At 65.3% G+C, this 17110-nt stretch carries 17 protein-coding genes, 4 tRNA genes and 1 pseudogene; 8 read left to right on the forward strand and 14 right to left on the reverse strand.

All coding sequences use genetic code 11. The annotated features are described in order from the left end of the window. Positions 1-19: 19 nt before the first annotated feature. Positions 20-715 carry a hydrogen peroxide-dependent heme synthase gene (gene hemQ / locus VIQ49_RS08685; protein ID WP_331883263.1) on the forward strand — a complete coding sequence of 232 codons (696 nt, stop codon included), beginning with the start codon at positions 20-22 and terminating at the stop codon, positions 713-715. A gap of 94 nt (positions 716-809) precedes the next feature. On the opposite strand, the gene VIQ49_RS08690 is transcribed toward hemQ, so the two are convergent. The 3 genes from VIQ49_RS08690 to VIQ49_RS08700 form a co-directional block, all read right to left on the reverse strand. After that, on the reverse strand, positions 810-1976 hold the full coding sequence (locus tag VIQ49_RS08690; protein ID WP_331883308.1) for a glycosyltransferase family 87 protein: 1167 nt from the start codon (positions 1974-1976) through the stop codon (positions 810-812). A gap of 136 nt (positions 1977-2112) precedes the next feature. Next, a complete protein-coding gene (locus tag VIQ49_RS08695) occupies positions 2113-3690 on the reverse strand; it encodes an alpha/beta hydrolase (protein WP_331883265.1) in 1578 nt (525 codons plus the stop codon). Positions 3691-3716: 26 nt separating this feature from the next. Continuing rightward, the gene (locus VIQ49_RS08700) at positions 3717-4481 is read right to left on the reverse strand and encodes a dihydrofolate reductase family protein (protein WP_331883267.1); all 765 of its coding nucleotides are present in this window, start codon (positions 4479-4481) and stop codon (positions 3717-3719) included. Positions 4482-4515: 34 nt separating this feature from the next. Between VIQ49_RS08700 and zapE the strand changes: the two genes are divergently transcribed. Both zapE and VIQ49_RS08710 read left to right on the forward strand, forming a co-directional pair. Then, complete coding sequence (zapE, locus tag VIQ49_RS08705) at positions 4516-5529, forward strand: cell division protein ZapE (RefSeq protein WP_331883270.1); 1014 nt, start codon at positions 4516-4518, stop codon at positions 5527-5529. A gap of 43 nt (positions 5530-5572) precedes the next feature. Then, positions 5573-6142 (forward strand): YdeI/OmpD-associated family protein, encoded by a 570-nt coding sequence (locus VIQ49_RS08710; protein WP_331883272.1) that lies wholly within the window; start codon positions 5573-5575, stop codon positions 6140-6142. A gap of 19 nt (positions 6143-6161) precedes the next feature. On the opposite strand, the gene VIQ49_RS08715 is transcribed toward VIQ49_RS08710, so the two are convergent. From VIQ49_RS08715 to VIQ49_RS08745, 7 genes are all read right to left on the reverse strand, one after another. Then, positions 6162-6725: a GNAT family N-acetyltransferase gene (locus VIQ49_RS08715; protein ID WP_331883274.1), complete on the reverse strand. Its 564-nt coding sequence runs from the start codon at positions 6723-6725 to the stop codon at positions 6162-6164. Next, on the reverse strand, positions 6695-8026 hold the full coding sequence (locus VIQ49_RS08720; RefSeq protein ID WP_331883276.1) for a glycosyltransferase: 1332 nt from the start codon (positions 8024-8026) through the stop codon (positions 6695-6697). The genes VIQ49_RS08715 and VIQ49_RS08720 overlap by 31 nt, the downstream gene beginning before the upstream one ends. Beyond that, positions 8023-8616, reverse strand: coding sequence for a TetR/AcrR family transcriptional regulator (locus VIQ49_RS08725; RefSeq protein ID WP_331883278.1), 594 nt, complete (start codon positions 8614-8616; stop codon positions 8023-8025). Before VIQ49_RS08725 ends, VIQ49_RS08720 begins: the two co-directional genes overlap by 4 nt. 119 nt (positions 8617-8735) lie before the next feature. Then, positions 8736-8933, reverse strand: coding sequence for a hypothetical protein (locus VIQ49_RS08730; RefSeq protein WP_331883280.1), 198 nt, complete (start codon positions 8931-8933; stop codon positions 8736-8738). Positions 8934-9009: 76 nt separating this feature from the next. Continuing rightward, a tRNA-Val gene (locus VIQ49_RS08735) sits at positions 9010-9084 on the reverse strand. A gap of 32 nt (positions 9085-9116) precedes the next feature. Next, positions 9117-9190: transfer RNA gene (locus VIQ49_RS08740), tRNA-Cys, on the reverse strand. Positions 9191-9209: 19 nt separating this feature from the next. Continuing rightward, positions 9210-9282, reverse strand: a tRNA-Gly gene (locus tag VIQ49_RS08745). 253 nt (positions 9283-9535) lie between these two features. On the opposite strand from VIQ49_RS08745, the gene VIQ49_RS08750 reads away from it, so the two are divergent. Next, a tRNA-Val gene (locus tag VIQ49_RS08750) sits at positions 9536-9610 on the forward strand. 37 nt (positions 9611-9647) lie between these two features. Here the strand turns inward: VIQ49_RS08750 and VIQ49_RS08755 are convergent. The 4 genes from VIQ49_RS08755 to VIQ49_RS08770 all read right to left on the reverse strand — a co-directional run bounded on the left by VIQ49_RS08755 (position 9648) and on the right by VIQ49_RS08770 (position 12843). Further along, the gene (locus tag VIQ49_RS08755; RefSeq protein ID WP_331883311.1) at positions 9648-10850 is read right to left on the reverse strand and encodes a hypothetical protein; all 1203 of its coding nucleotides are present in this window, start codon (positions 10848-10850) and stop codon (positions 9648-9650) included. A gap of 240 nt (positions 10851-11090) precedes the next feature. Further along, positions 11091-11420, reverse strand: coding sequence for a hypothetical protein (locus VIQ49_RS08760; RefSeq protein WP_331883282.1), 330 nt, complete (start codon positions 11418-11420; stop codon positions 11091-11093). Beyond that, complete coding sequence (locus VIQ49_RS08765) at positions 11417-11980, reverse strand: recombinase family protein (protein WP_331883314.1); 564 nt, start codon at positions 11978-11980, stop codon at positions 11417-11419. Before VIQ49_RS08765 ends, VIQ49_RS08760 begins: the two co-directional genes overlap by 4 nt. Before the next feature lie 236 nt (positions 11981-12216). Beyond that, complete coding sequence (locus VIQ49_RS08770) at positions 12217-12843, reverse strand: DUF2461 domain-containing protein (protein WP_331883285.1); 627 nt, start codon at positions 12841-12843, stop codon at positions 12217-12219. Between the two features lie 153 nt (positions 12844-12996). Here VIQ49_RS08770 and VIQ49_RS08775 point away from each other — a divergent pair, with 153 nt between their 5' ends. The 4 genes and pseudogenes from VIQ49_RS08775 to thrS all read left to right on the forward strand — a co-directional run. Then, entirely contained in the window at positions 12997-14136 is a 1140-nt protein-coding gene (locus VIQ49_RS08775; RefSeq protein WP_331883288.1) for an acyl-CoA dehydrogenase family protein, read from the forward strand. After that, positions 14133-15416, forward strand: coding sequence for an acyl-CoA dehydrogenase family protein (locus tag VIQ49_RS08780; RefSeq protein WP_331883291.1), 1284 nt, complete (start codon positions 14133-14135; stop codon positions 15414-15416). The genes VIQ49_RS08775 and VIQ49_RS08780 overlap by 4 nt, the downstream gene beginning before the upstream one ends. A gap of 72 nt (positions 15417-15488) precedes the next feature. Next, positions 15489-15914: a TIGR02611 family protein gene (locus VIQ49_RS08785; RefSeq protein WP_331883294.1), complete on the forward strand. Its 426-nt coding sequence runs from the start codon at positions 15489-15491 to the stop codon at positions 15912-15914. Positions 15915-16037: 123 nt separating this feature from the next. Beyond that, a pseudogene (thrS, locus tag VIQ49_RS08790) lies at positions 16038-17110 on the forward strand (threonine--tRNA ligase); the annotation flags it as partial.

A 17110-nucleotide genomic window follows, 5' to 3' on the forward strand; every position in this document is an offset into this window, starting at 1 on the left:
GGGTGGCAGTATGAAATCCATGACCCGTCTGGATTACGCCGAAATCAATGCCACCGTCCGCTATCTGATGTTCTCAGTGTTCTCGGTTCGTCCCGGAGAACTGGGCGACGACCGGACCGAGGCGATCGCGGATGCCACCGAGTTCTTCGACTCTTTGGCGGAGCGCGGTGTGGTTGTGCGCGGACTCTATGACGTCGCCGGACTGCGGGCCGACGCCGACTACATGATCTGGTGGCATTCGGAAGAAGTCGAGCAGATCCAGTCGGCCTACGCCGACTTCCGTCGCACCACGATCCTGGGCAAGGCCAGCAACGCCGTGTGGAGCAACGTGGCGCTGCATCGTCCGGCCGAGTTCAACAAGAGCCACGTCCCGGCGTTCCTCGCCGGTGAGGAACCGGGCAAGTACATCTGCGTGTACCCGTTTGTCCGGTCGTACGAGTGGTACCTGCTTCCTGACGCCGACCGTCGCAAGATGCTCGCCGACCACGGCAAGGAAGCCCGCGGCTACAAGGACGTGCGCGCCAACACGGTGTCGTCGTTCGCCCTGGGCGACTACGAGTGGCTGCTGGCGTTCGAGGCACCCGAACTGCACCGGATCGTCGACCTGATGCGGGATCTGCGTGCTACCGAGGCCCGCATGCATGTTCGCGAGGAGACCCCGTTCTACACCGGACCGCGGGTCGAGGTCGACAAGCTCGTCGCCTCCCTGCCCTGATCGACCGGCCCTCGCAAACGAGCCGGATATACGAAGATGAGCCACGTATTTGTGGCTCGTCTTCGAATATCCGGCTCGTTTGTCGAAATGGGGGTCAGGCCGGCAATTCGGCCTTGATCGGTTGCTCGCGCTTGCGCAGATCGAGATAGCGGAACAGCAGCGAGCAGAACACGGCGATCATCAACAGCGACCAGCCCCAGGTGACCTTGCTGTATTCGACGGCACGGCCGAATGCCTCCCAGCGGATCGAATAGTACGCGTCGAAGGTGAGGCAGCCGTAGATGCCCAGCCAGGCGGGCCAGCTCCGGATGGCCGATCCGCTCAGGAACACGGTCATCAGCAGCGGGAACAGGAGCATCGAGTAGTAGCCCTGGCCGAGGGAACCGACGAGCCACGAGGTGCACAGCAGGACACCCGACGAGGTCGCCAGCCACAGCAGTTCGTCGGACTTGCGGTAGTAGCGGTACAGGAACCACAGGCTGAATGCCGCCATCGCCACGAAGGCGATCCGCATCAGCACGACCAGCCAGGTCTGCACCCCGAAATAGGCGCCGTTGCCGACGATCGAGCTGTTGTAGTAGTCGCGGGCCTCGAACAGGTAGGGCGCCGTCCGACTGAAGAAGTCCATCGGGTCGGCCGACAGCGGCCAGGCAATGGCGGTCAACAGGATCGGCATACCGATGGCGCCGACGAACACCTTCCACTGGCGGTTCAGCAACGGCAACAGAAGCAGCACCGCCAGGACCGGTTTCACTGCGATGGTTATACCCAGCGGGATCCCGGCCCACAGGTCCTTGTGTTTGAGCGCCCATGTCATGAACAGCAACTCACCCAGCAGCACAAAGGAATTGAAGTTCACGAAGATGAGAGTGTGGGCGACACTCTCGGACAGGAAGAAGACGAACAGAACCACCGGCATCACCGGAGAACGCCACGAGAACCCGAACATCCGGGTGATCAGGAAGGCGCAGAACACCAGGACGATCACCGAGACGAGGATGAAGATCCAGCGAGATTTCTCCGGATCGAGATATCCCAGCGGTGCCATCAGCAGGGTGCCCGACGGCGGATACAGATAGTGCGGGTCGACCGTGTTGTAGTTGCCGTCGTAGACCGGCTCGTTGCGCAGGAAGGCCAGCGCGGCCCGATACACCGGCGCGAAGTCGTCGGTCCGGTCGCCGTTGACACCCAGGAACAGCGACCGCTGGATGACCATCAGGATGGACGCGGGCCACAACACCAGTGTGATGATCCGACCCATGTCGACCTGGGGGAACAGAAGACGGTCACGGGTCGTCTCAGGGCGGATCGTCACGGGATCGTCGGCACGGGTGTCATTCGTCGGCACTGCCGAACCGTACTACGACCGGCGCGGGGACCGGCGTCCGACACGGGGCTCAGGCCGGACACGCGCCGGTGGTCGGGGGTGCTCCGGACAGGGTGTACGCGATTGCTGCCTGGCCCGCGCAGTCGGAGTGGGCGATCACCGAGTACCCGAGGCCGTCCCACGTCAGCATCGAGAACTCGGCTCCGGCGCCCACCAGGCCGCCGCCCACGCCGTCCGTGGCGACGGGACCGTTGATCGGGTCGCCGCCACCGCGCAGCACCAGGACGGGTACCGGTAGCTCGCCGAGCGACGGGGTTGTGTCTCCGGACGGGAAGCCGCTGCACCGCAGCAAGCCGAGCGCCGCGTTGCTCCCGGTCAGCGGGTACTGCTGACTCCACTGCGTGAGCAGTTCACCGACCTGGTTCTGTCCGACCGGTTCGGTGGTGTCGTTGCAGCGGGACAGCAGTTGTCCATCGCTGCCGCGCAGTAGGCGGGCCTGCCCGATCGCCGCACGCAGCGGGCCGAGGGTGCCGTCGTCGGCTCTGCTCAGCAGGTCCGATGTGGTTTTGATGACAGCGGGTCGGTCACCGGGCGCGAGCGCGATGGTGGTGGTCAGGGCGAGCAGGATGTCGGTGTCGGAAATACCGTCCACGTCACCGGCGCGAGCGCGGTCGAGTAGTCCGGCGATGGTGGCGGCGGGATCGGCGCCGAGGGAACAACTCAGCGCCCGGCACTGATCGGAGAACGTGCGCAGCGCGGCGTTGGTCCCGTCGGCGATCTGCTGGGCCGAGGTTTGCGCGTTGGCGCCGTAGGGCGCGGGTGTGTCGAGGATCAGGCGGGCGACGTTGTCTGTGTAGAGACCCGCATACGCCAGCGCCACCGCGCCGCCGTTGCCGACTCCGATGATCCCGAGGTGTTCGACGCCCCACCGGACCCGTAGTGCCTCGAGGTCGGCGGCGGCGTTGTTGGTGGTGAACTGCACCTGATGCGGACTGAGCGTCTCGGTGCAGCCGTCGGATGCCGATGCGCCGGCCTCGACGAGGCGGCGTTCGCGTTCGGCGTTGTCGTCGGACGCATTGCTGAACCCGTTGGACAGCAACGTGTTGCGTTCGAGGTTGGTCATGCAGTCGAGCGGTGTCGACCCGCCGGTTCCCCGGCGGTCGATGGCGACCACCGGATTGCCGGCCAGGAGCGCGGCGCCGGCACCGCCGGCCAGTGAGACCAGCGTGCGGGCCGATTCGAGGTCGGTGCCGGAGGTCAGGACCAGTGGCGGGGCGTCGGCGGGTGTTGCCGACGAGCGGGCCCGGACTGCCGCCACGGCGACGGTTTCGATGGATTGCACGCCCGGCGTGACCGAATTCGTGTAGTCCGCACAGTCGAGCGTGATCCCTTCGGGTAGTCCGGCGACACCGAAGCGGGCAGCGGTCTCGTCGGTGCACTCCGACCAGTCGAGGTCGGTGGCCGGGACGCCGACCGGTGGCGGGGCGGCGGCGGTCGACGGCGGCTGCCCGCCGGGGTCGTTCTGCTCGATCACCAGATCGGGACCCGGGTCCGGTCCGGCGGAGCAACCGGCGAGCGTGCCGATCGTCACCGCGGTCGCAACTGCGCACAGACGGAATCGACGGCGGATCACGGTGGCACGGCGCATGATGGCGAGGGTACTGGCCTGCGGGGTCATCGCAGATCGCGCACCCAGCGCACGTACAGGTAGTCCTGATCGTCGGCGAGGACGTGTGCGCGTCGCAGGCGGCGGACGGCCGTGGCGCCTGCGGTCAGGTGCTTGGCGTCGCCGGCGGTGAGCATCGGTGCCACCGTGACGCACAGTTCGTCGAGCAGGTCCCGTTCGAGCAGGGTTCCGAGAAGTGACGGTCCACCTTCACAGAGAACGCGTGATCGACCGGTGCCGGCCAGGTGGGCGCCGACCATCGCCAGGTCGACGCTGCCGGTTCCGCAATCGACCAGGGTGGCCCCGGCGTCGAGCAGACGGGCACGGGCGTCGGCCGGGGCATCGCGGCAGGTGAGGATCTCCGTGCCGACGTCGGCGATGAGCGGGTTGCCGGCCGGGATCTGAAGTGAATTGCTCACCAATGCCAGTGTCGCCGTGGGTGATTGACCCAGCGCTGCGCGGCGATCGGCGAGGTCGGGATGGGGTCGTACCGGGCCGTATCCCTCGGCGATCGCGGTCCGCGCCCCGACCACCACCACGTCGGCCAACCCGCGCAGGACCGCGAACAGCTGGTGGTCACCGTCTCCGCCCAGACCCCCGGACAGGCTGTTGACCGTCGCCGCACCGTCGATCGAGCCGACCATGTTCGCTCGCATCACCACACCACCGGCGGGTGCCGGGGGATAGGCATACAGGTCCGCGAGCGCGACGTTGTCGAGGTCGGTCGCCGAGGTCCGGGCTGTGAGCTGGGTCGCTTTCGTCAGTGGGTGCACGGGATCATTCTGAACCGCTGGCTAGGCTCTCGGCATGCCAGCACGTCTTAGCGACCGTACGCCGCACGTCGCACCCGAGGCCCTCATCGGAGAGATGGTCCCGCCGTCGATGTTCGACGAGGTCAGCTTCGACTCGTACATCCCCGATCCGAACGAACCCAGTCAGGCTCAGGCAGTTGCCGCTGCCCGCAGCTTCGTGGAACGTGCCAAGAAGATCAAGGGTGGCAAGAAGGGCCTGTTCGGGCGCAAATCCGCGCCGCAGGCCGGTCTCGGCCTCTACCTCGACGGTGGATTCGGTGTCGGCAAGACCCACCTGCTGGCGTCGATCTATCACTCGATGCCCGAACCGAAGGCGTTCGCGACGTTCGTCGAGGTGACGCACGTCGTCGGTGCGCTGGGATTCGTCAGCGCGCTCGAACGGTTGTCGGCGCATTCGGTCCTCTGTATCGACGAGTTCGAGCTGGACGATCCCGGCGACACGATGCTTGTCTCGCGGCTGCTGACGGAACTGTCGGCCAAGGGTGTGTCGATCGTTGCGACGTCCAACACCTTGCCGGGTCAGCTCGGTGAGGGGCGCTTCGCCGCGCAGGACTTCATGCGTGAGATCAAGAAGCTGTCGGCGGTCTTCGAGGCCATCCGGGTCGACGGTCCCGACTACCGGCATCGCGATCTGCCGCCGGCGCCCGATCCGAACACCCTTGCCGAACTCCAGGCGCTGGCGGAGAACACTTCGAACGCCACCCTCGACGACTTCGACGAGCTGTGCGCTCATCTGGCCAAGCTGCATCCGTCGAAGTACAAGGCTCTGGTCGAAGGGGTCAGTCTCGCGTGCGTCTCCGGTGTCCATCCGGCCGCCGATCAAACGGTGGCGCTGCGGATCGTTGTACTCGCCGACCGTCTGTACGACGCGGGGATTCCGCTGATGGTCTCGGGGTCGAAGCTCGACGAGATCTTCACCGACGAGATGCTGAACGGTGGCTACCGCAAGAAGTACCTGCGGGCGACCTCTCGTCTGCTGGCGCTGTCGCGGTTCGCCGAGACCACTTAGCGCGTCGATCCGGGTTCGATCGTCTCGGCCGTAGGCTGGTGTGATGGCTGACCCCGACGCGCCTCGCCTGCATCCCACCGATCTGGATGAGTGGAGCAGGTGGCTCGCGGCGAACCACAACAGCTCATCGGGTGTGTGGCTTGTGTTCTGGCGCAAGGAGTCCGGTGAGACGCCCCTCGACTACGACGGGGCCGTCCGGGAGGCCCTCTGCTGGGGGTGGATCGACGGCCACACCCGCGGCATCGACGACAGTCGTCGTGGAATGTGGTTCACCCGCAGGGGACGCACCAGCGTGTGGGCGGCTTCGAACAAGGCGCGGGTCGCCGATCTCATCGCGGAGGGCCGGATGCGGCCGCCGGGCCAGGCCGTGATCGACGATGCCGTCGCCCGAGGGCTGTGGAACATTCTCGACGACGCCGAGGCGCTCATCGAGTCGGCGGAACTGGCCTCCGCGCTCGACGCCGATCCGGTCGCGCGCCACAACTGGGACGGGTTCCCGCCCAGCGTGCGGAAGTTCGCGCTGACGCAGATCGCGATGGCCAAACGGCCCGAGACCAAGAGCAAGCGCATCACCTCGATTGTCGAGAAGGCGGCCCGCGGAGAACGGCCCTGAACACTCGGATGGTGTCGCGTCAGGTCGCCTCGCCCGTGGGTGTGCGCGCGAAGATGAAGTCGTTGCAGATGGCGCCGTTGACCTGAAAGGTCTTGTGACCCACGACTTCAAAGCCCATCTTCCGGTAGAAGCGCTGCGCACGCAGGTTCTTCTGATTGACGCCGAGCCAGACCAGTTCGCTACCGGCCGCAGCTGCATGTCCCAGTGCCGCGGACATCAGTTCCGTCGAGGCGTGCCGGCCGTGATGGCCTGGCAGCACATACATCTTCGAGACCATGGTCAGCGGGCGGGTGGTGATCGCGGCGAGTACATCGGGATCGGTGGGCTCTTCGTCGATCACCAGCGCGTAGCCGGCGATCGACGACGTCTCCGGGTCCACCGCTTTGAACACGTGATGTGTGGGATCGGCGATGAACGCCCGGAAATGATCAGCGGTGAGGTTGTCGGCCACGAACTGGTTGATGTCGGCGATGGTGAGCTCCGGCGGGCACGCGAGCGGGAATGTCACCGCCGCCACGGACGCGAGTTCGTCGGCGTCTGATTCGAGTGCGGTCAGGATCTGTGCCGCAGCGGTCTCGGACATACCTTCAGTTCATCACGTCGCGCCCCGGAGCGGTTGGTCTCGACGACGTCGATCGCCTCCAGTTCGGAGACGAGGTCGCCGGCCGCGGCATCTCGGTTGATGATCGCTCCGAGTTCGGCGGCCGCCGCCCCGTAGCCGGGGTCATCGAGGAGGCGCTGGGTGGCCGCGGCGATCTTGCGGGGTGTTGCCGTGCGGGACAAGGTGATTCCGGCACTCCTGGTGCTGATGCGGACGGCGTTGTCGGCCTGGTCTCGTCCGTGGGGCAGGCTCAGGATCGGAACACCCGCGGCCAGCGCCCGGACAACGGTTCCGTGGCCGGCGTGGGTGATGACCGCGCGAGCGTGTGGCAGGACCTGCGAATGTGGCGCGGCCGCCACCACGGTGATGTTGTCGGGTGCGTCGAGCTCTGCGGGATCCACGGCGGGTCCGGTGGTCACGTAGCCCCGCACCCGCATCTGCGCGAGCGCATCGATGACCCGCTGCAGACAGTCCACCTGATCCTGAAAGGTCGTTGACAGGGCCACGAGGACCAGAGGCGCGTCACCTGGGGGAGGCGTCCAGGCGGTTCCGGTGGACCATGCCGGATCGTCGAGGACCGCCCCCACATACCGGACGTTCTCCGGCAATCGCGCCGGGAAGTCGAACCCGGCTGAGGTGAGGACCAGGTGCTTGCGTGCGAGCTTCACCTGATCGAAGAGGTCGCGGACGGTTGGCAGGCCGTACGAGCTGCGCAGCGAGTTCAACTGCGGGACACCTTTGTTCCACTGCCGGCCGGTCACCGATCGGACGACGCGATCACGCATTCTGGTCAGGGAGCTGTGCGCCGGTTTCAATCCCAGGCCGATCGGCGGCATCCCGTCGGCCGGCAGGAGATAGGTGTTCGGGAAGAACACATCGAACGGGACCTCCCGCGCCTGTGCCGCCACCATCGCTCCGATCGCGAAGAACGAGCACACCGCGAGATCCGGTTCCACCGTGTCGATGGCGGCGGCCATGTCCTGCGCGTAGCCCGGCGCCGGGCCGATCAATTGACGGTCCAGGAGGCGGGCGAACAATGCCAGGGGATTGGAGCACTCCCAGTCGCGGTACGGATCGTCCTCGGGCCGCCTGGAGGGGCGGTTGGGTGCGGCGGTCCATCGGATGAACGCGGCGCCGGTCGCCAGGACATCCGATTCCATCGAGTCCTCGGCGAGCACGGTGACACGATGGCCGCGTTCGAGTAACCGCCGGGCCGTGCCGAGTTCCGGTGGCACCGTGCCACCGCCGTCCACGAGCGCGAACAGATACGTCTGAGCCTTCATGTCCTGGGTCCTTTCAGTACACCGGCCACGAGGTCGGTCATGGTCTTCTCGGTATCGGCACGGCTGAGCCGAAGATCTCGTCGCAGCAGTTTCCAGACGTAGACGTCGGTCGCGGCGTGCAGCGCATGCACCATCTGCTCCCGAGCTGCGTCGTCGGAGGGCAGGTCGGCGCCGAATATCGTTGCCAGCCACTGCTGGTGAAGTGCCCGGGCGGTGTCCATCGCGTCGGCCAGGTCCGGAAAGCGGTCCGCGGACATCGCCCAGCGAACGTTGGCATCACCCATCGCCTCGTACTCTCCGATCAGCGCCGCGATGGCACCGTCGATGTCACCGGGCTTCGCCTGGTTGCGGGCACCGGTGGTCTGCTCCGTCAACAGTTCGGCGACCCCGAGAACCACACCGGTCTTGGATTCGAAGTGATTGAGCACGGTCTGGTGCGAGACACCGGACGCCTTGGCGATCGCAGCGAGCGTCACATCCTCGAAGGACTTCTCCAGGAACAGGTCTTTTGCGGCAGCGACGATTCGGGTCCGCGTGGCAACTTTGCTCTCGGCGCGGCCGGACTGGATGTAGGTGCGTGTTGATTTCATTTGACTATCACTCAAACACTAGGTTGAGTGTCAGTCAAGTGAATTCGGTCGATCGATGCACAAAAAAACCGAGCCGCGTGTGCGGCTCGGTGGTGGGAAGTTGTTCGGCGGGGTCTCGATCAGACCAGGACCGCGGCATCGGTGCTCAGACGCCGGGCCGCGTCGTGAAGCGCTTGCTCGCGCTGGGGCAGATCGCTGAACTCACGTGTGATCGGAAGGAGTCCGATCAGGATCTGGCTGCCGCTGAGGGGGTAGCTGTTGTTGCTGACCCAGTCGAGCGTGTAGCGAAGGGCGTCGCGATCGTGAGTGTCGTTCATTGCGCTTCCTGAAACTTGTAGACCGACCCGGACATGGAAAAAACCCAGCCTGAGCCGGGTTGTTCCTTTCGAACCATGGTGCGCGATACAGGGATTGAACCTGTGACCTCTTCCGTGTCAGGGAAGCGCTCTCCCGCTGAGCTAATCGCGCGGGATCTTGTTGAGTTGTAAGCCTTAACTTCGTGGAGGCGGCGACGGGAATCGAACCCGTGTGCACGGCTTTGCAGGCCGTTGCCTCACCACTCGGCCACACCGCCACAGTGAAAACTATCTCCGAGCGGATGACGGGATTCGAACCCGCGACCCTCACCTTGGCAAGGTGATGCGCTACCAGCTGCGCCACATCCGCATTTCATTCCCAGTCTCGGAAACTCCCGCTCGGGGCGTTCCGTTCTGGCAACGATGAGAACATTATCGGACGGGCCCACAAAGTCACAAATCGTCTGGTCAGCGCGATATTCGCGGCGAAATGGGGTTGCGAGTCCGCGTTTCGGGTGATGCCGGTGGGGGAGTTGGGGTTCGCAGGGCCGATTTGGGTGACGCCGGGGTGATCGTGTTAATGTCGTCCGGTCGCGATCGAAGGATTCCGGTCGAGACAATCTGGTCCCGTGGCTCAGTGGAAGAGCGTCCCGTTCACACCGGGAAGGTCGCTGGTTCGATCCCAGCCGGGACCACCATCATTTGTCCTGCGGGCCCGCCAGTGCGGGCTCGTTGTCATTTTCCGTAGTCGTAACAACGTTGCCAGCCCTGATTCTCCAGCTCGCTCACCCCGCAGTAGGTCGCGCGCGGAAAGTACTCGCCCATCGTCGCGGAGGGGTCGCCACCACTCGCCTGTGATGCTTGCACCGAGTACGGGTAGAACGCGTCCGACGGCAGCATGTGCCGCATGATCAAGACCTTGTCCGGTACCCCGGTGTCGCCCCACGGGATGAGGGTCACCGTCGGGTCGGACAGCGAGGCAAGGTCCGACGGCGGGGCGATCACGTAGGTGTAGTAGCCGTCGGCGTCGAGGCTGGTCTGGTAGTCGGCAGCGCAGGCGACCACCGGGTAGGGCGACACTCGGTCGTTCTGGCACATCGACCAGTATCGCAGCGACTTGCCTGGTTCACCGGCCGGAACTCCGATGCGTGTGTCCGGGAACGACGGAGCCTTTCCCCGGATCACCGCAACCCGCCCCGGGCGGTACGTCAGCCCGGCGGCGATGTACTTGTTGTCGCCGTTTGCGAAGAGCCCGGTTGTTGTTGCCGGGTTGGCGAAGGTGGCCTCCGGAGTCCCGGGCGGGAATGCGTCGGTCGCGGCGGTCTCGAACAACCGGGTCAGGATGCCCGCGCCCGGAGCGGAGTCGCTTCCGGAGTCGGACGGTTGCGCGCAGGGGTTCAGCGGGACCGTGGTGCCCCCGAGGTGCATCGTCACGGTCGGCAGGGCCACGCCCCCGTTGGGAGAGCTCGGATCGTCGGGCACATAGACGCGGATGATGATGAAGCCCGACGGAATCCGCTGCGCACCGGCTGCGGGCAGGCCGCTGATCTCGTTGTGCGAACGGTCGGCCTCACCGCTGACAACAGTCGCCCGCCAACTCCGTCCCGGCAACGAGGTTTCATTGGGGACATACGGATTCGAGCTACCGGGATCGGGCCTGATCTGGTCGTCTCGTAACACATCGATCGTGTCGAGGTTGGTTCCGTAGGTGTTCAGGGAGAAGTACCTGGCGCGGGGATACTGCCCGGACAGCGTCAGCGAATCGCCGGGTCCGAGGACGTATGGCATCACCCAGTACGTGGCGTTGACATCCGGGAACGCCACATTGCGAACCTGGGAATCGGTCATGAACTGCCACGAACACGCCGGACCGGACGCGGTGCCCGGTGGCGTTGGCGCAGCACCGGCTGTGGCCGACCCCAGCACCGCGACAACCATGACGGCCAGGACACGTAGGGCGGTTCGGATCAGTGTGTTCACGCCGACATTGTCCCCAGAATGTGGCGGCCCCGGCAGTGCGTTCGGTCAATGGGGCCTGAAGCGGCCGACTCGTCCGCGGCGCAGCTCGTCTTGCTGTCGTGGACACCTTTGGAGCACCTGACATTGCGGCCGCGAGCCGGGCGCACAGTTCTGGGCCGCCACGCGAGGGATCGCGGGTGCCGGAACGGCGCGGGCGTTTCAACGTGGTGATTGTCGATGTCCATGTCGTAGATACCCGTACAGCGCCGCCCGGTATCCGCGGGTATAGCTCGGTTCGGCCCTTGCCGGATCGGCTGCCGTCAGATCAGGTTCGGCTGCCATCGTCAGCGTCGCAAAATGGAGTGCCCAGGGTGCCGGCATCGATTCCAGTCGGGTGAGCGCGTCGTCGAAACCGTGCTGGAACAGATCGGGGTCGAGCGCGTCGTCCAGTTCCGGATCGATGAGTGGAAACGAGGTCGGTAGACGGGTGGCGACGCCGTATTGCGTGACGATGTCGAGTTCGGGGAGGTCGGGTTCGATGGTTGTCACCGCACCGACCGCCTCTCTGCCAGGGATCGATAGAGCGTTGCTCGGCTGACCCCCAGCCTGGTGGCGATCGTGGGGACAGAGTCGCCCCGGGCGCGCATGCGTTCTGCCAGCGCCACCTGGTCGTCGTCCAGTGCGCGCGGTCGACCGACCGTCATGCTTTCCGGACGGGGATGAGCGGTCCTCGACTGCCTCACCGACCGGTTCTCGTCGTCCAATTCGGCGAGTGAGGCGAGCACACCGACGATCATCCCGCCGGCCGTCTCGGTCGAGTCCATACCTTCGTCGAGTGAGCGGATACCGATGTGGCGTCGGGAGAGTTCCCTCGCGGTGACGAACACCTCGCCGATGGTGCGCCCGAGCCGGTCGATACCGACCACAACGGTGGTGTCGCCGGCTCTCGCGTAGTCGAGCAGGGCGGCGAGGCCCGGGCGTGCGGTCGTGAGGTCGGCGATGTTGTCGCTGTATATCCGGTTCGGCTCGACACCCCCATCGGTCAGCTCGTCGATCTGGGACTCGAGGCTGCGGCGCCCGGCGCCTTCGCGGGCGTATCCCAGCAACATGCCGGGGCTCGCCGTGGTCGTACCTGATTGCATGCCGGCAAGACTATCGCAAAACTATTGAGAGAGCCGTATCGAAACACCGAGTTTCAGGAGGTCTTTTCGAGAGACTCTCTGCAGGGAATATTGCGGGTTAACCGCTATCTAGCCGGGGGGGAATATTCAGAGCCGAGCGATCCTGTCGATATTGAGATGATAGTTGTGAGACTGTCGCAATATTTTGGAGGGTGGCGTCCGGATCATCCGTGGCGCAAGGCCCACTCGACGAGTTGTGCGCCCGACCTCCAGTCGGCCCGAACGCGATCGACGAGTTCCGGCCTGTGGATGAACTCTTCGAATCCGTAGTCCCGTGACGCGGTGAGGGTTTTGTGGCGCAGCAGCGCAATTCGGGGATGGTCCTTGTCCCACCCGCGGGGTGCGGTCTTGAGGACGCTGCCGCCGATCTCCCAGCCGTCCGATCGCATGGAGTCGACCAGGTGCTCGAGTTCAGGCCCGTGGATGTCGCTGTCGATCGCGGCACGCAGGTTCGCGAGTCGTTCGGCAGTGGCGTCGTAGAAGCCGACGGCGACCTTCACGCCGGGCGCGCCGATCTGGAGGTAGTAGCCGGTGGCCGGTCCGACGGCGACAAACACTCCTTGATGTGTCTTGTACGGGGTCTTGTCCTTGGCGAATCGAACGTCGCGATAGGGGCGGAACACCTTGGGCTGACCGAACTCGTCGCCCAGTGCGTCGACGAACTGGTTCATCGGGTCCGCGACGGCACGTCGGTACGTGTCTTTATGTGCTTCCCAGAAGGCTTTGGAATTGTCCTGCTCCAAGTCGTCGTAGAAGTCCAGCGCGGCCTCGGGGAATCCCTGAAAGCTCATCGCCAAATGCTACGTGCGGGGTGGAGCGAGGGTGCTTCCGCTTGCCTCGGCAGGCCCCGAGAGGCTACTAATTGAATTCTGGCGAGAATCGTATTCTCGCTGAGAGAGATTTATGTATTCGCAGGTGCGACCAAGGTTAGGACGTTCACGCCCATGTTGTTGGAGCTGACCGACGATCAAGAGTTCTTCCGGGACACCACAGACCGGTTCCTCTCGGCCAAGGTGCCGGTTGCCGAACTCCGCCGTCTTCGTGATGACCCGGTCGGCTACCCGTCGGATTACTGGCGCAAGGGTGCCGAACTCGGCTGGACGAGCCTGTTGGTGGACGAAGAACGCGGCGGCGGCTCTATCAGTGGATCCGGACTCGCCGATCTCACACTGGTGGCGCACGAGTTCGGCAAGCACGCCGCGCCCGGGCCGCTGTTGCCCAACAACGTCGTTGCCGCGCTGCTGAACGCCCATGGTTCCGTCGAGCACGATGCGGTGCTCGAAGAACTCCTGGCGGGCAGCGCGACCGCGGCCTGGGCGCTGGCCCGGCCGAACCCCAAGTCCCTGGTGGCCGTCCCGGCCACCTCGGTCACCATCGACGGCGACCATGTGGTCGTCCACGGGACCAAACGTCCCGTCGAGGCGGCCGCCGCGGCCGACCATCTACTGGTGGTCGGCCGGACCGGAGAAGGCCTGTCGCAGGTGCTCGTTCCGCGCACCGCCGATGGCGTGACGGTCAAGGTCCTGCAATCGGTCGACCTCACCCGTCGCTATGCCGCCGTCGATTTCGACAGCGTTCGCCTGCCGCTCTCGGCTCTGGTCGGCGAGCCGGGACAGGCGCATGCCGATGTCACCCGCGGATGCGAACTGGCGATCGTGATCAGCTGTGCCGAATCGGTGGGCGCGATGCAATCGGCGTTCGACATGACCCTCGAGTGGGCCTTCGACCGCTACTCCTTCGGGCGCGCGCTGGCCTCCTACCAGGAGATCAAGCATCGTTTCGCCGACATGAAGATGTGGCTCGAAGCCAGTCATTCCGCCGCCGACGCTGCTGCCTCGGCCGTCGCGGCGAATACGCCGAACTCTGCCGAAGTCGTCAGTGCCGCAAAGGCTTACATCGGCCATTACGGCGAAGAGCTCATGCAGGACTGCGTGCAGATCCACGGTGGAATCGGTGTCACCTTCGAACATGACCTGCACCTGTACAGCCGGCGCGCGAGCGCCAATCGATCCACCTTTGGAACACCTGCCGATCACCGGCAACGCCTTGCCGATATCGCCCTGCGCCAGGAGGCCACGGTATGACCGTCCCGAAGTCCGACGCCGACAACGACAACGAATCCGTCGAGGCCTTCGGCGCCCGCGCACGGGCCTGGGTCCAGGACAACCTGAAACGGTCCGACCCCAAGGCGCACATCGGTGTGATGCGCATCGAGGGCAGTGACGACGAGGAAGTCGCCCTCGTCGCTCGCGAACGCGAGATTCAGCGGATGTTCTACGACGCCGGCTTCGCCGGTATCTGCATCCCGCGCGAGTACGGCGGCCGGGGCTTGACCCGGGCGCACCTGAAGGCGTTCGACGATGCGCTCGGCGGCTATGAATATCCTTCCCGTCTGCAGTCGCCGACGTTTGCGCCTTGCGTCGGTGTGCTGCTCGACTACGGCACCGAAGAGCAGAAGAAGCAGCACATCCCCGCCATCCTGAAGGGTGAGGAGATCTGGATGCAGTTCCTGTCCGAGCCCAGCGGCGGTTCGGACGTGGCCGGAGCCCTCACCACCGCGGTGCGGGACGGTGACGAGTGGGTACTCAACGGATCGAAGATCTGGACCACCGGCGCCTGGTGGTCGGACTGGGCATTGTGCCTGGCCCGTACCAACTGGGACGTACCCAAGCACCGTGGACTGACAGTGTTCATGCTGCCGCTGCGCCAGCCCGGCATCGAGGTGCATCGCATCGAACTCCTCAACGGTTCGCGGGAGTTCTGCCAGGAGTACATGACCGACGTACGGGTCCCGGACAGCGATCGGGTCGGTGACATCGACAACGGCTGGAAGGTCGGCACCGGCTGGATGTTCCACGAGCGGATGGCCCATCATTCGCCGTATACGACCATGCCGGCGGGTTCGGCCCGCGGTGGTTCGCGGGTGCCGGAGCTGATCGAGGTGCTCAACGATTGCGGCCGGGCCGACGATCCGATCGCCCGCGACCTGATCGGCGAGGCCAAGATGTTCGATGTCGTGAAAGATGCGCTCCAACAGCGTGTTTCGCGAGGTATCGCCAAGAGGACCATCTCCGACCAGGCGGCGAGCCTGGCCCGGTTGATGGCCGGGATCGCCGCAGTGCGTTCGACGTCCATCGGCTACGAGCTCACGGGCGCCAACGGCGCCGCCTGGGACAGCGACGACGGTGCCGTGGCCGAACGCGCTGTGGACAACCTGATGAGGCAGGTCTCCACCATCGCCGGCGGCACCACCGAGATGGCGCGCAACGCGATCAGCGAACGTCTCCTGGGGATGCCGCGTGAACACACCCACGACGTGAATCTGGCGTTCCGGGATGTGCCGCGAGGCCGCTCCGGGAGCTGAGCCCGCCCGGCCCCGGATAGGGAATCGATGGATTCCGTAAGGTTGTCACCACCGGTCCGATGTGGAGGCGATGTGGATCACGGGGAAGCGCAAGGTGGCGGCATTCGGCATGCGATCTCGAACAAGCGCAACGAAATTCGGGACCGTCGCACGGTCAACCTGATCTACCGCATCGGTGTCGGGGTCGTCGGCACGGCAGTGCTCGCCCTGGGCATCGTGGCGATTCCCTATCCGGGTCCGGGATGGTTGATCGTATTCGCCGGTCTGGGCATCCTGGCAACTGAATTCGCTTGGGCGCACCGTTTGCTGACGTTCGCCAAGGGGAAGTACGACGCCTGGATGGAGTGGGTCCAGCAGCAGCACTGGTCCGTTCAGGCCCTGCTCGCACTGCTGACCTTCGCGATCGTCGTGGGCACCTTGTGGTTGCTGGGCGCCCTGGAGTTGGCCGCCGGGTGGGTCGGCATCGAGTGGTCGTGGCTTCAGAGCCCGATTCTCTGAATCTGCCGCTTCGGTACGGCACCGGAGGTGGGCCGGTCGCGTGGTCGGCATTACGATCATGGATTGACATGGAACCCGGCCCGAATCGGCCGGGTGGGGTTTGATTCGACAAGGAGTGTCCAGGTGCCAGAAATTCCCGTTGCAGGTCCATCGGCCACGATCACAGTGGCGGCTGGGACCACCGCGGGTGCGGCGCTGCGCGACAGTGGACACCCCAACAAGGGCCCCGAGGCAATCGTCGTCGTGCGTGATGCCGACGGCACCCTGCGCGACCTGTCCTGGGCTCCCGATTCCGACACCGTTGTCGAACCTGTTGCCGCCAACACCGACGACGGCCGCAGTGTCATCCGGCACTCGGCCGCCCACGTGCTGGCCCAGGCCGTGCAGGACCTGAACCCGAAGGCCAAGCTGGGCATCGGCCCACCCATCGAGAACGGCTTCTACTACGACTTCGACGTCGAGGAGCCCTTCACTCCAGAGAACCTGACGGTGCTCGAGAAGAAGATGAAGCAGATCATCAAGTCCGGTCAGCGTTTCTCGCGTCGGGTCTACGACTCGCTGGATCAGGCCAAGGCCGAACTGGCCGACGAGCCGTACAAACTCGAACTGGTCGACGACAAGGGTTCGGCCGACGACCCCGAGGTCATGGAGGTCGGTGGGGGAGAACTCACCGCCTACGACAACCTCAACCCGCGGACCGGCGAAAAGATCTGGGGCGATCTGTGCCGCGGCCCGCACGTGCCGACCACCAAATACATCACCGCCTTCAAGCTGACCCGCAGCTCGGCCGCCTATTGGCGCGGCGATCAGGACAACGCTGACCTGCAGCGTGTCTACGGCACCGCCTGGGAGTCCACCGAGGCACAGGACGCCTATCTCGAACTGCTCGCCGAAGCCGAGAAGCGCGACCACCGCCGGCTGGGTGCCGAACTCGACCTCTTCAGCTTCCCTGAAGCGCTCGGTTCCGGGCTGCCGGTGTTCCACCCCAAGGGCGGCATCATCCGCAAGGAACTCGAGGACTACTCCCGGCAGCGTCACACCGACGAGGGCTACGAGTTCGTCAACACACCGCACATCACCAAGAGCAACCTCTACGAGATCTCCGGCCACCTCGACTGGTACCGCGACGGGATGTACCCGGCGATGCACCTCGACGCCGAGCTCGACGAGAACGGTGAGGTTCGCAAACCCGGCCA

The organism is Williamsia sp., from assembly GCF_036566845.1.
In the GTDB taxonomy this organism is placed as follows: domain Bacteria; phylum Actinomycetota; class Actinomycetes; order Mycobacteriales; family Mycobacteriaceae; genus Williamsia.

Excerpts from the sequence above, each read along its gene's own strand:
- hemQ (WP_331883263.1), top strand. The coding sequence starts at position 20 with ATGACCCGTCTGGATTACGCCGAAATCAATGCCACCGTCCGCTATCTG.
- VIQ49_RS08690 (WP_331883308.1), bottom strand. The coding sequence starts at position 1,976 with ATGGGTCGGATCATCACACTGGTGTTGTGGCCCGCGTCCATCCTGATG.
- VIQ49_RS08695 (WP_331883265.1), bottom strand. The coding sequence starts at position 3,690 with ATGCGCCGTGCCACCGTGATCCGCCGTCGATTCCGTCTGTGCGCAGTT.
- zapE (WP_331883270.1), top strand. The coding sequence starts at position 4,516 with ATGCCAGCACGTCTTAGCGACCGTACGCCGCACGTCGCACCCGAGGCC.
- VIQ49_RS08710 (WP_331883272.1), top strand. The coding sequence starts at position 5,573 with ATGGCTGACCCCGACGCGCCTCGCCTGCATCCCACCGATCTGGATGAG.
- VIQ49_RS08715 (WP_331883274.1), bottom strand. The coding sequence starts at position 6,725 with ATGTCCGAGACCGCTGCGGCACAGATCCTGACCGCACTCGAATCAGAC.
- VIQ49_RS08720 (WP_331883276.1), bottom strand. The coding sequence starts at position 8,026 with ATGAAGGCTCAGACGTATCTGTTCGCGCTCGTGGACGGCGGTGGCACG.
- VIQ49_RS08725 (WP_331883278.1), bottom strand. The coding sequence starts at position 8,616 with ATGAAATCAACACGCACCTACATCCAGTCCGGCCGCGCCGAGAGCAAA.
- VIQ49_RS08730 (WP_331883280.1), bottom strand. The coding sequence starts at position 8,933 with ATGAACGACACTCACGATCGCGACGCCCTTCGCTACACGCTCGACTGG.
- VIQ49_RS08755 (WP_331883311.1), bottom strand. The coding sequence starts at position 10,850 with ATGGTTGTCGCGGTGCTGGGGTCGGCCACAGCCGGTGCTGCGCCAACG.
- VIQ49_RS08765 (WP_331883314.1), bottom strand. The coding sequence starts at position 11,980 with ATGTTGCTGGGATACGCCCGCGAAGGCGCCGGGCGCCGCAGCCTCGAG.
- VIQ49_RS08770 (WP_331883285.1), bottom strand. The coding sequence starts at position 12,843 with ATGAGCTTTCAGGGATTCCCCGAGGCCGCGCTGGACTTCTACGACGAC.
- VIQ49_RS08775 (WP_331883288.1), top strand. The coding sequence starts at position 12,997 with ATGTTGTTGGAGCTGACCGACGATCAAGAGTTCTTCCGGGACACCACA.
- VIQ49_RS08780 (WP_331883291.1), top strand. The coding sequence starts at position 14,133 with ATGACCGTCCCGAAGTCCGACGCCGACAACGACAACGAATCCGTCGAG.